At 35.2% G+C, this 12,679-nt stretch carries 10 protein-coding genes; all 10 read left to right on the top strand.

Annotation, left to right across the window (positions count from 1 at the left end; translation table 11 throughout):
- Positions 1-52: 52 nt before the first annotated feature.
- The 10 genes from DDF69_RS08085 (at position 53) to DDF69_RS08040 (ending at position 12,671) form a co-directional block, all read left to right on the top strand.
- Entirely contained in the window at positions 53-958 is a 906-nt protein-coding gene (locus DDF69_RS08085) for an NAD(P)/FAD-dependent oxidoreductase (RefSeq protein WP_114820341.1), read from the top strand.
- Positions 959-1,108: 150 nt separating this feature from the next.
- On the top strand, positions 1,109-2,374 hold the full coding sequence (gene glyA, locus DDF69_RS08080; protein WP_034699074.1) for a serine hydroxymethyltransferase: 1,266 nt from the start codon (positions 1,109-1,111) through the stop codon (positions 2,372-2,374).
- 57 nt (positions 2,375-2,431) lie between these two features.
- A complete protein-coding gene (locus DDF69_RS08075) occupies positions 2,432-2,890 on the top strand; it encodes a regulatory protein RecX (RefSeq protein WP_114820340.1) in 459 nt (152 codons plus the stop codon).
- Between the two features lie 356 nt (positions 2,891-3,246).
- Entirely contained in the window at positions 3,247-5,175 is a 1,929-nt protein-coding gene (locus DDF69_RS08070; RefSeq protein WP_114820339.1) for a polysaccharide biosynthesis protein, read from the top strand.
- A 39-nt stretch (positions 5,176-5,214) separates the two neighbouring features.
- Positions 5,215-6,036, top strand: a complete 822-nt coding sequence (locus DDF69_RS08065; RefSeq protein WP_114820338.1) for a polysaccharide biosynthesis/export family protein — start codon at positions 5,215-5,217, stop codon at positions 6,034-6,036.
- Positions 6,037-6,044: 8 nt separating this feature from the next.
- A complete protein-coding gene (locus tag DDF69_RS08060; protein WP_114820337.1) occupies positions 6,045-8,435 on the top strand; it encodes a GumC family protein in 2,391 nt (796 codons plus the stop codon).
- Positions 8,435-9,730, top strand: coding sequence for a nucleotide sugar dehydrogenase (locus DDF69_RS08055; RefSeq protein ID WP_114820336.1), 1,296 nt, complete (start codon positions 8,435-8,437; stop codon positions 9,728-9,730). The genes DDF69_RS08060 and DDF69_RS08055 overlap by 1 nt, the downstream gene beginning before the upstream one ends.
- 6 nt (positions 9,731-9,736) lie before the next feature.
- Positions 9,737-10,927 carry an L-2-hydroxyglutarate oxidase gene (lhgO, locus tag DDF69_RS08050; RefSeq protein ID WP_114820335.1) on the top strand — a complete coding sequence of 397 codons (1,191 nt, stop codon included), beginning with the start codon at positions 9,737-9,739 and terminating at the stop codon, positions 10,925-10,927.
- Positions 10,928-10,961: 34 nt separating this feature from the next.
- Positions 10,962-12,086, top strand: a complete 1,125-nt coding sequence (locus DDF69_RS08045; protein WP_114820334.1) for a DegT/DnrJ/EryC1/StrS family aminotransferase — start codon at positions 10,962-10,964, stop codon at positions 12,084-12,086.
- Between the two features lie 12 nt (positions 12,087-12,098).
- Entirely contained in the window at positions 12,099-12,671 is a 573-nt protein-coding gene (locus DDF69_RS08040; RefSeq protein ID WP_114820333.1) for an acyltransferase, read from the top strand.
- Positions 12,672-12,679: the final 8 nt, after the last annotated feature.

Below are 12,679 nucleotides of genomic sequence, written 5' to 3'. Positions count from 1 at the left end.
TATCTTTGCATCATCAATCATCAATCATCAATCATCAATTATCAACTGAGCTATGAAAAACAAAAACCTTGATGTTATAATAATAGGAGGAAGCTATTCTGGATTATCTGCAGGAATGTCTTTAGGAAGATCTTTAAGAAATGTCCTGATTATTGATAACGGAAAACCCTGCAACAGACAGACTCCGCATTCCCATAACTTTGTTACTCATGACGGAAAAACACCCGCGGAAATTGCAAAGCTGGCAAAAGAAGATGTAGAAAAATATGACACTGTAAAGTTTTATAATGGAACAGTCGTAAAAACAGCAAAGACAACCGAAGGTTTTGAAATTCAAACTTCATCCGGAGAAAAATTTAATACCAAAAAGCTCATCCTTGCTTCAGGAGTGAAGGATATTATGCCGGATATTCCCGGATTTGCAGAATGTTGGGGAATTTCTGTTATCCATTGCCCATACTGTCATGGTTATGAAGTGAAAAATGAAATCACCGGAATTCTTTCCAACGGAGATATGGCCTACGAGTTTTCAAAACTGATTTTTAATCTGACTAAAAACCTCACTTTATTTACCAATGGAAAAGCTGTTCTTAGTGAAATACAACTTGAAAAACTGAAGCAGAATAAAATCATTCTTAACGAAGATGAAATCAAAGAAGTAAAACATGAAAATGGTTTCATTCAAAAAATAATTTTTAAAAACGGAAAAGAAATTCCTTTACAGGCTTTGTATGCTAAAATTCCTTTTGAGCAGAATATCAATGTATCTGATGATCTGGGATGTGAACTGACAGAACAGGGATTTATTAAAGTAGATATGATGCAGAAAACAACCGTTTCCGGACTTTTTGCCTGTGGAGATAATGTAACCATGATGCGTTCCGTAGCCAATGCAGTTGCACAAGGGAGTTTTGCCGGAGCTATGGTGAATAAAGAACTTTCTGATGAGGAATTTTAAAGGCTTTTTGACACATTTAAAAGAACCGTAATGTAGGATTTATGGATACATATTTTCATTTTTTAGTGTTTAAAAATCATTTTTTCAATAGATAAATCTCGACGAAAATTCCGTACATTTGGGGTGAAAATTTCAAAAACTAAAAGTAAAATGGATATTATTTTCGACCTGATTGAAAAGGAAAGACAAAGACAAACCCATGGTTTAGAACTTATTGCATCAGAAAACTTTGTTTCTGAAAACGTGATGAAAGCAATGGGAAGTGTACTGACAAATAAATATGCTGAAGGGTATCCCGGAAAAAGATATTACGGAGGATGCGAAGTAGTAGATGAGGTTGAAACTTTAGCGATCAACAGAGCTAAAGAACTTTTCGGAGTAGACTACGTGAATGTTCAGCCACATTCCGGTTCTCAGGCGAATGCAGCCATTTATCTTGCAGTTTTGAAACCAGGTGACAAAATCATGGGAATGGATCTTTCAATGGGAGGACACCTTACTCACGGTTCTGCAGTGAATTTCTCAGGGATTCAATATAACGTAGTTTCTTACGGAGTTCAGCAGGAAACAGGTCTTATCGACTATGACCAAATGAGAGAAGTGGCATTGAGAGAAAAACCAAAAATGCTTATTGCAGGTTTCTCTGCGTACTCAAGAGATTTAGACTATGCTAAATTCAGAGAAGTGGCAGACGAAGTTGGAGCAACGCTTTGGGCAGACATTGCTCACCCGGCTGGTTTAGTGGCGAAAGGATTGTTGAACTCTCCATTCGAACACTGTCATGTCGTAACGACTACTACTCACAAAACCCTGAGAGGGCCAAGAGGAGGGATGATCATGATGGGGAAAGACTTTGAAAATACTTACGGTCACAAAACTCCAAAAGGAGAAATCAAAATGATGAGCCAGGTACTGGACGGAGCTGTATTCCCAGGTATTCAGGGAGGACCTCTTGAGCATGTAATTGCTGGTAAAGCGGTAGCTTTCGGTGAAGCATTGGACGTACAGTTTGAAACCTATGCGAAACAGGTTAAATCTAATGCTCAGGCATTATCAAAAGCGATGATCGACAGAGGTTTTGATATCGTAAGCGGTGGTACAGATAACCACCTGATGCTGGTAGACCTTAGAAACAAAGGAGTAAACGGTAAAGAAACTGAAAAAGCATTAGTACTTGCTGATATTACTTGTAATAAAAACATGGTTCCTTTCGATGATAAATCACCATTTACAACATCTGGTATCAGATTGGGAACTGCGGCTATTACAACAAGAGGATTAAAAGAAAATGATATGGATACTATTGCCGGATTAATTTCTGAAGTAGTGGACAATATCAAAAATGAAGAAGTTCTTGGATCTGTAAGAAAGAAAGTGAACGAATTAATGGAAGGTAAAGCTCTGTTCAATTACTAACAGACATTCCAATATCATATAAAGAATGGGCAAACTGCTCATTCTTTTTTTATTACAATGGAAAAAAAATCTTATACCTTCGATGAAATTAAGCAGAAACTGGTTAACTATTGTGTTTACCAGGATCGCTGCCATGCTGAGGTGGAACAGAAGATGAGGGAATTTCTGCTTATTGATGAAGCAAAAGAGGAAATCATTTTATTTCTCCTGAAAGAAAATTACCTGAACGAAGAACGATTTACCAGGAGCTATATCCGGGGAAAATTTTACATCAAACACTGGGGGAAAACCAAAATTAAAATCAATCTTAAGCAGAAACAGATCTCAGAAAGGTTGATAAACTCTTGTTTTGATGAGATTGATGATTCTGATTATGAGAAAACCATCAGAAAAATTTTTGATGATTATTATACCAAACAAACGGGCTTGAAAGAATATCAAAAAAAAACCAAAACTATAAAACATTTGATGAGCAAAGGTTTTGAGTATGAGAAAATAATTGATATTTTTGGCTAAATATTAATAAATTAAAAAAAAACTTGACGTATGACTTTTAGTAAAAAAACAACCGGTTCATTGAAAAAGATTGATACATAAAGATTTAATACTTCTTTTGAAGAAAAAACAGCTGAAATAAAGAATTTTTGAAGATAAATATCACCTTCATCAACAGATTGTATGGTATGATTTTTGTCTCTCGGTTTAGCTGTACCACAATAAAATTGTTAGATTTTATAAATATAACATCAAATTTATTTTTGATTTCAGCATATTGAAATAAATTTATTTATTTTTGCATGATTGTATCAAAATTATCTTTGATTGGATAATTAGATATTATACTTAATTAAATATGAACACCAATACAGACAATGTACAATTCTCTTAGAAAAACAATATTTGGAGGGGATAATGTTGTCAATCTCTCAGACGTAAGATATCTTCCTAGATGGATAATTCTTGTAATAGACATTATTATTCTTGTAATATCTTTATTTCTTTCTACTTACATTATCGCAAAAATTACCAAGCAGGAATTTATTTATCACGATGATAAAAGCCTTATTTTCGCTTTTATTATTCTGGTGAACGCTGCTTTTATGTATGCCTTCAAGACTTATGCCGGGATTATCCGCCATTCTACATTTATAGACTTATTTAAGCTTCTGATTTCCTGTTTTTGCACAATGCTGGCGATCGGAACCATCAATATCTGCTATTTCTGGATTACAGGAAGTAAGTTTATTCTTACTCCGTATCTGATGCTTTATTTTGTAATTTCATTTATGGGATTATTTCTTTTCAGACTTTATGTGAAAGAGTTTTTTCATATTGTAAGAGAATACCGAAGAAGTGCACTTAAAAAAAGAATTCTGGTATTGGGAATTGATGAACAGTCTATTGCCATTGCCCGTGCTATTCTTGATAATCCAAGTCTTCCCTATCAGGTAGTAGGATTTTTGACACAAAGAACAGATTCCAAAAGAGCTTCGCTGCTGGGAAAACCCATTTATGAAAAAGAAAAAATAGAACAAAATACCAAAGAAGATCTTATTATTGATGGCGTTCTTGTTGTTAAAGAAATGATGGCCAGAGATGAAATGAATTCATGGGTGAATCTATTTTTAGAGAAAGATCTTAACGTCTTTAAAGCGCCATCTGTGCAAAAGCTTAGAGACAGTGATCTGGGTGGATCTATCAGAAACCTTCAAATTGAAGACCTGTTAAACAGAAAGCCTATCAAAATTCAGAACGAAAAAGTTAAAAGCAGACACTTTGATAAAACAGTATTAGTAACCGGTGGGGCAGGATCCATAGGTAGCGAAATTGTAAGACAGGTGGCTCTTTTCAATCCTTCATTAATTGTAGTTTTAGACCAGGCAGAAACTCCGCTTTATGAAATTGAACTTGAAATGAGAGAGAAGTTCCCTCATATCGCTTTCAAATTTGTTTTAGGAGACGTTTCCAATCATCATAGGATGGAATCTCTGTTCCAGACCTATAACTTCTCAATGGTGTATCATGCTGCGGCTTATAAGCATGTACCTTTAGTAGAGGAAAACCCTCATGAAGCTATCTTTGTTAATATATTAGGTTCTAAGATTGTTGCAAAACTATCCAGCAAGTATAAAGTAAACAGGTTCGTAATGGTATCTACAGATAAAGCTGTAAATCCAACCAATGTAATGGGAGCTTCAAAACGTGCTGCTGAGCTTTTTGTACAATCGCTTCAGAATGTGGAAGGTAACGTTACCAAATTTATTACAACAAGATTTGGAAATGTACTGGGATCTAACGGTTCTGTAATACCTCATTTTAAAAAGCAGATTGAAGCCGGAGGACCGGTCACCATAACCCATCCGGAAATTGTACGATATTTCATGACAATTCCTGAGGCTTGCGAACTGGTACTTCAGGCAGGAACAATGGGCGAAGGAGGTGAAATTTTTGTTTTTGATATGGGGGAACCCGTTAAAATTATTGATCTTGCCAAAAGAATGATAAAATTATCAGGATTCGAACCTAACATTGATATTAAGATTATTTATACAGGACTGAGACCTGGGGAAAAGTTATATGAAGAACTCTTAAGTGATGACGCAAAAACACTTCCTACTCATAATGACAAAATTATGATTTCTAAAGACCCTTCTATGGGATTTGAAGAAATAGATACACTTACCAAGCAAATTACTAAAGCTTCGCTGAGAAGAGATAAGGTGGAAGTTGTAAGGATTCTTAAAACAATAGTGCCTGAATTCCGAAGTAATAATTCAATTTATGAGGCCCTGGATAAATAGAATAAATATAAATGTATATTTGCATAATTTAACAAGATAATGAAAGGAAAAATATTAGCAGTAGTTTTGGCATCTTCATTAGTGATTTCCTGTAAAGTTAATCCTAATGCTAAGAATGATTTAAATTATATGCAGAATATAGAACAGGTTGCAATCAATGCCTCTGCTAAAAATTCAGCAAATACAATCCAGGTGGGGGATCAGTTGGTGATTCTGATCACTGCCAAGGATATGGATGTTGTAAAACCTTTTAATCAGAATTATTCTTCCTCAGAACTTATCCAGACAAATGCCATGGCCGGCGGAAATACTCCTAATCAGGGATCAACAGTACTTTCAGGACCAACTTATATCGTAGATGCAAATGGAGATATTGACTTTCCGATATTAGGAAAACTCAATACTTCAGAGAAAAGTTTGACTGCTTTTAAAGATGAACTTAGAGAAAAAATGACGAGATATGTTATTAACCCAACAATTAATATCAGGCTCTCGAATTTTAAAGTTACAGTACTTGGAGAAGTCAGCAGACAGGGAGACTATACTATAGCAAGCGGGCAGGCAACTATTTTAAATGCATTAGGTATGGCTGGTGACCTGACGCAATATGGGAAAAGAGAAGACATATTGGTAATCAGAACAGAAAATGGTGTTGTTTCTCATGGCCGTATTAATATTCGGGATGCCAATCTTATTAATTCTCCTTATTACAATCTGAAACAAGGAGATGCCATTATTGTTTCCTCAAGCAATACCAAAGATGTTTTAGCAAAACAGAATCCCAATACAACTCTGTACCTTACGGCAGCTTCTATAGCTATCACAGCAATAGCAGTAGTAATAAGTTTATTTAAGAAATAAAAAAATTAATGAACACCCAACAGTCTTCAGCACCTTTAGAAGTAGAAAATAGTTCAAGGAATATTGATATTAATGAAATAGTAAAGCCCTATTTAAGAAAATGGCCGTGGTTTGCTCTGAGTGCCTTTATTGCTTTGGTAATCGGCTATATTGCATTGAAGTTTATGACTCCTGTTTACAATGTACAGACAACAGTACTTGTAAAAGATGCTAAAAACTCCTCGTCTCCCATAAATAATGACTTGGGTGTTTTACCAGACTTTTCAAATTTAGGTGGGCTGAAAACAAACAGTATTGCTAATGAAATTGAGATGCTGAAGTCAAAAAGATTAATGAAGGAAGTTGTCATTAATAAAAACCTTCAGACTGATATTTTCGCAAAGTCCAAACTTAGAAAAATTGAACTTTATAAAGATACCTCGCCAATTGAAGTAAGGGTAATTAATGAAAAACCAGATGAAATTTCTACTCCTGTTCTGCTAAAAATAGAAGGGGAGAAACTTATTGTAAGTACAGATAAGCCACAAAAAGAAATTGTTACCGGTTTTGGTAAGACCATAGGACTTCCTTTTGCCAATATTATTATTACTAAAAATAATAAGTATAATCCGGCTGCTTTAAAAGAGATAAATCTGAACGATCTTGAACTTTACATTTCAACAGTAGATGCTAAAGTAAACATGCTGCAGAATACGCTGGCGGTAAGCTTAATTAATAAAGATGCTACCGTATTGAAACTGGATATGAACTATCCACAGATTACAAAAGCGCAAGACATACTTAATGCTTTGGTTTTAGCATATAACAATGATGCCATTTTAGATAAAAATTCGGAATCTAAGAAAACACTGGACTTTATTGAAGACAGAATTAAAAGACTTACAGGAGAGCTGGGAGATGTAGAAAGTCAAAAAGAAATATTTAAATCCAAAAATAACCTTACTGATCTTGAAACAGAGGCAAAAATAAGTCTGGAAAGTTCTGCCGCTGCAAGAGCAAAACAGCTTGATGTAGATGCACAGCTGGAACTTACTAATGCTTTGATCAGTTTTGTAAACAGACAGGGACAGTATCAGGCTTTACCTTCCAATGTAGGACTAAAAAATCCTGAAGCCATTGCAGGAATTTCTACATATAATCAGCTTATTCTTCAGAGAAACAGGTTTTTAGAGTCTGCAACTGTAGAAAATCCAACAGTGGTGGATATCACCAAACAGATCAACACAATGCGCCAGTCTATTGAGCAGAGTTTGCAGAGAAACAGAATAGGTCTTGAGCTGGCAAGAAATGAATATCTTGGTGAGCAGAATAAAGTTTCAGATAAGATATCTAAGTTGCCTTCTATTGAGAAAATGTTCAGAAGTATTGAAAGACAACAACAGATCAAGGAAAATTTATACTTGTTGTTGCTTCAAAAAAGAGAAGAAACAGCAATTGCTGAATCTATTACTGCTCCTAAAGCGAGAATAATAGATACGGCATATGCATCCGCAAACCCTATTGCACCCAAAAAGAATATCATTCTGATTGTTTATTTGGTGGTGGGATTACTAGTTCCTTTTGTTATCATTTACTTAAGAATGCTTTTCAATAATAAGGTTGTTACGAAACATGATTTAGAAAAGCTAGTGCATGCACCTATTATTGGAGAACTGCCAAGTCTTGAAAAAGGAGATTCTGAAATTGTTAAAATGAATGATATTACTCCCATGGCAGAAGCATTCAGAATTCTTATTACCAATATGAATTTCATGCTTTCAAAAGAGAAAAAGGGAAAAGTAGTATTTGTTACTTCAACAGTAAAAGGAGAAGGAAAAACATTCACATCTGTCAACTTGGCTTTGACATTGGCCAATCCCAAGAAAAAAGCAATTATTATCGGATCTGATATCAGAAATCCCCAGCTTCAAAGGTATAATCCTGCCAGAAAAGGACTTGCCGGGCTTACGGAGTATCTTTACAATGACGAGACTAAACTTGAAGATATTATTCATGTATCATCTTTTAACCCCTATCTTGATGTAATTTATTCAGGAATGATTCCGCCAAACCCAACAGAATTGCTGTCTAACGGGCGTTATGAGATTCTTTTAACAGAATTGAAGGAAAAATACGAATATATTATTCTGGACACAGCACCATTGCTTCTTGTAACTGATACTTTCCTTATTGCTGAACTTTCTGATGTAACCATTTACGTTTCCAGATCCAAGTACACAGAAAAGGCGTTGCTGGAATTTGCCAACCGTAATATTGACCAGAAAAAAATCAGAAATGTCGGATTTGTGCTTAATGATGTAAGCAGGGAAAATTTAGGATACAGTAATAAATATGGTTATGGCTATAACCAGCATACAGAACAATCTTGGTTTCAAAAAATAAAAAATAAACTTAGTTAATGACAACAACATATAAAATAGCGGTTATAGGCCAGGGTTATGTAGGGCTTCCTCTCTCTCTTGAATTTGCAGATCATTATCCCGTTTTTGGATTTGATATCAATACACAGCGTGTTGATCAGCTTAATAACGGAAAAGATATAACGCTTGAAGCTGATGTTGATAAATTAAATAACGGACTGAAAAAATATAACGAATCCAATGGTTCTTTAGGCTATAAAGCAACAAGCCTGTTATCTGATATTGCAGAAGCTAATGTTTTCATTGTAACAGTTCCTACTCCCATTGATAAATATAATGCTCCGGATTTGAATCCATTGATTTCTGCTTCAAAAATGCTGGGAGAAATTATTAAAAAAGGAGATATTATCATTTATGAATCTACAGTTTTTCCAGGATGTACAGAAGAAGAGTGCGTACCAGTTCTTGAAAAATATTCAGGACTTACGTTTAACGAAGACTTTTTTGTAGGATATTCTCCGGAAAGAATTAATCCGGGAGATAAAGTAAATACACTTACAAGTGTTAAAAAAGTAACTTCTGGGTCTACAGAAGAGATTGCTGAACAAGTAGATCAATTATATAAAAAAATTATTACTGCTGGAACTCACAAAGCACCCAGTATTAAAGTTGCAGAAGCCTCAAAAGCTATTGAAAATGCACAAAGAGATGTTAACATTTCTTTTGTGAACGAATTGGCATTAATTTTTGATAGAGTAGGTATCGATACTAATGATGTATTGGAAGCAGCTGGAACAAAGTATAATTTCCTTAAATATAAACCAGGATTAGTAGGAGGACATTGTATCTCTGTAGATCCTTATTACCTTGCACACAAAGCAGAACAACTGGGATATCATCCCGATGTTATCTTATCAGGAAGACGTGTAAACGATTCTATTGCAAAGTTTGTGGCTGCTAAAGTAGTGAAGCTTCTTATCGCAAAAGGCGGGGTTATTAAAAATTCTAATGCCCTGATTTTAGGAGTTACGTTCAAAGAAAACTGTCCGGATGTCAGAAATACTAAAGTTGTAGATATCTATAAAGAACTTGCTGATTTCGGAGTAAATGTTGATATTTATGATCCATGGGCAAGCAAAGAAGAAGTAAAGCACGAATATGGAATTGATATTCTGGATGCCCTTCAGGAAGGCAAAAAGTATGATTCTTTAGTCATTGCGGTCTCTCATAATGAGTTTCTGGAAATAGATCTGGATCAGCTTAAAAAAGAGAATGCTGTGGTTTTCGATACCAAAGCATGTTTAGACAGAAGTCTGGTAGATGCAAGATTATAACTGATCATGAACTATGATATCATCATCATTGGTGCAGGTTTGGTAGGATTGGCTACAGCCTATCAGACTCTACTGAAAAATCCTGATTCTAAGATTCTGATTTTGGAAAAAGAAAACGATGTAGCATTGCATCAATCTGGGCATAACAGTGGAGTAATTCATAGCGGGATTTACTACAAGCCTGGAAGCCTTAAAGCTAAAAACTGTATCGAAGGCTATAATTCCGTTATCAACTTTGCTGAGAAACATGGCATACGATATGACCTTTGCGGGAAGATCATTGTAGCTACTTCACAGGAAGAATTACCCCTTTTAGATAATATCTATAAAAGAGGAGTTGAAAACGGACTTCAGGATTTAAAATATCTTTCCAGAGAAGAATTCCGTGAAATTGAACCTCACTGTGAAGGCGTAAAAGCAATTAAAGTTCCACAGACAGGAATCATTGATTATCCGGGAATAGCCAAAAAAATAAAAGAACTTTTTGAAGAATCAGGAGGTGAAGTAAGATTTAATAATGAAGTAAAAAACATCATTAATAAAGGATCTGAAATTATTGTCACTACCAATATTTCCGAATTTAAAACCAACAAATTAATCTCCTGTGCCGGATTATACTCCGACAAAATAACAAAAATGACCAACGAACAAAATGATGTGGTCATTATTCCGTTCAGAGGAGAATACTATAAAATAAAGGATGAAAAAAAATACCTGGTAAAACATCTTATTTATCCGGTACCCGACCCTAATTTTCCTTTTCTTGGAGTTCACTTTACCAGAATGATTGACGGTAATATAGAGGCTGGTCCCAACGCAGTTCTGGCTTTCAAAAAGGAAGGATACCACTTTTTCGATTTCAATTTCAACGAAACCATGCAAACCATGCTATGGCCTGGATTTAGAAAAATTGTAGCAAAATATGGAAAAACCGGAATGGGAGAAATGCACCGTTCACTTTCCAAATCTGCTTTTACTAAGGCGCTTCAAAAACTTTTACCGGAAATACAGGAAAGTGATCTTGTGGCAGGTGGTTCTGGAGTAAGAGCCCAGGCTTGCGACAGAAATGGAGGGTTGATTGATGATTTTGACATCGTGAAAAACGGAAACATTATTCATGTTAGAAATGCTCCCTCTCCTGCAGCCACTTCATGTCTTTCTATCGGAAAGAAGATAAGTGAACTTATCATGAATTAAATGCACTACTATATGCACTCAAAAAACTAAAAATATGAAAATTCAAATGGTTGATCTTAAAGGTCAATACCTGAAAATAAAAGAAGACATAGATGCTGGTATTCAGGAATGCATAGACAATACAGCATTTATTAATGGCCCTGCTGTAAAAGAATTTCAACACGATTTTGAAGAATATCTGGGAGTAAAGCATGTTATTCCATGTGCCAACGGAACAGATGCTCTTCAAATTGCCATGATGGCCCTTAATCTGCAGCCAGGTGACGAAATAATATGCCCTGCTTTCACTTATGTAGCGACTGCAGAAGTTATAGGTCTTTTAGGGTTAAAACCTGTAATGGTAGATGTAAACGAGAATACTTTTGATATACAGCTTGATGGTCTTGAGAAATACCTTACCCCTAATACCAAAGCGGTTGTTCCTGTTCATTTATATGGCCAAAGTGCTGATATGGAACAAATTCTTAAATTTGCAGAAAAACACAACCTTTTTGTTATAGAAGATAATGCTCAGGCAATTGGCTCTGATTATACGTTTTCAGATGGAACCGTTAAAAAAACAGGAACTATTGGGCATATTGGATGTACTTCTTTTTTTCCGTCAAAAAATCTGGGATGCTATGGTGATGGAGGTGCTTTGATGACCAATGATGATGAATTAGCGTTTAAAATCAGAATGATTGCCAACCATGGCCAGGAAAAAAAGTACTATCATAAAGTTTTAGGTTGTAATTCAAGATTGGATACCATTCAGGCAGCTGTATTAAAAGTTAAGCTTAAGCACTTGGATACATATTCAGCCGCACGAAACAGAATGGCAGATTATTATGATAAAAATCTTGCGGGTATTGCTGAAATTCAGACTCCTGAGAGAGCCGGGAATTCTACGCATGTATTTCATCAGTACACCCTGAGAGTGAAAAATGGAAAAAGAGATGAATTACAAAAATATTTGGCAGATAAGAATATCCCAAGCATGATCTATTATCCTTTGCCCCTGTATAAACAGGAAGCTTTTCTTCAATATGTAGAAGATGATTTTAGTCTTCCGGTTACGGAGCAGCTTTGCCAAGAAGTTATCTCTCTTCCAATTCATACTGAATTTGACCAGGAAGTACAGGATATTATAATTAAAGAAATTAAGAATTATTTTAAATAATATAAACCAGATATGTCGGATTTTTTTGCACATGAAACAGCCGTTATTGACGAAGGATGTCAAATAGGAAACGGAACCCGAATTTGGCATTTTTCGCATCTCATGACAGGTTGCATTTTGGGTGAAAAATGCAATATTGGACAGAATGTTGTTATTTCCCCCAAAGTAATTTTAGGAAAAAATGTGAAAGTTCAGAATAATGTTTCTATCTATGAAGGAGTAACATGTGATGATGATGTCTTTTTAGGACCTTCAATGGTTTTTACCAATGTAATAAACCCAAGAAGTGCAGTAAACAGAAAGAATGAATATCTGAAAACACACGTTGGAAAAGGGGCCTCCATCGGAGCTAATGCAACGATTGTTTGCGGGCATAATATAGGTCAGTATGCTTTTATCGGTGCAGGAGCTGTGGTTACAAAAGAAGTTCCGGATTATGCATTGGTAGTGGGAAACCCTGCCAGACAAATGGGCTGGATGAGCGAATTCGGGCATAAACTTCAGTTTGACGCAGACAATATTGCAGTTTGTGAAGAAAGTGGAGAAAAATACAAATTAGAAAATAATAAAGTTTCAAAAATTTAAATATGCAA

Origin of the sequence: Chryseobacterium sp. KLBC 52, from assembly GCF_003347605.1 — a bacterium.
GTDB lineage: Bacteria > Bacteroidota > Bacteroidia > Flavobacteriales > Weeksellaceae > Chryseobacterium.
The sequence above is the reverse complement of the archived record's forward strand: the minus strand, read 5'-3'. Positions and strand labels throughout refer to the sequence as shown.

Bases quoted from the DNA above. Each gene is read 5' to 3' on its own strand.
- DDF69_RS08040 (WP_114820333.1), top strand. From the start codon at position 12,099: ATGTCGGATTTTTTTGCACATGAAACAGCCGTTATTGACGAAGGATGT.
- DDF69_RS08065 (WP_114820338.1), top strand. From the start codon at position 5,215: ATGAAAGGAAAAATATTAGCAGTAGTTTTGGCATCTTCATTAGTGATT.
- DDF69_RS08055 (WP_114820336.1), top strand. From the start codon at position 8,435: ATGACAACAACATATAAAATAGCGGTTATAGGCCAGGGTTATGTAGGG.
- lhgO (WP_114820335.1), top strand. From the start codon at position 9,737: ATGAACTATGATATCATCATCATTGGTGCAGGTTTGGTAGGATTGGCT.
- DDF69_RS08085 (WP_114820341.1), top strand. From the start codon at position 53: ATGAAAAACAAAAACCTTGATGTTATAATAATAGGAGGAAGCTATTCT.
- DDF69_RS08060 (WP_114820337.1), top strand. From the start codon at position 6,045: ATGAACACCCAACAGTCTTCAGCACCTTTAGAAGTAGAAAATAGTTCA.
- DDF69_RS08045 (WP_114820334.1), top strand. From the start codon at position 10,962: ATGAAAATTCAAATGGTTGATCTTAAAGGTCAATACCTGAAAATAAAA.
- DDF69_RS08075 (WP_114820340.1), top strand. From the start codon at position 2,432: ATGGAAAAAAAATCTTATACCTTCGATGAAATTAAGCAGAAACTGGTT.
- DDF69_RS08070 (WP_114820339.1), top strand. From the start codon at position 3,247: ATGTACAATTCTCTTAGAAAAACAATATTTGGAGGGGATAATGTTGTC.
- glyA (WP_034699074.1), top strand. From the start codon at position 1,109: ATGGATATTATTTTCGACCTGATTGAAAAGGAAAGACAAAGACAAACC.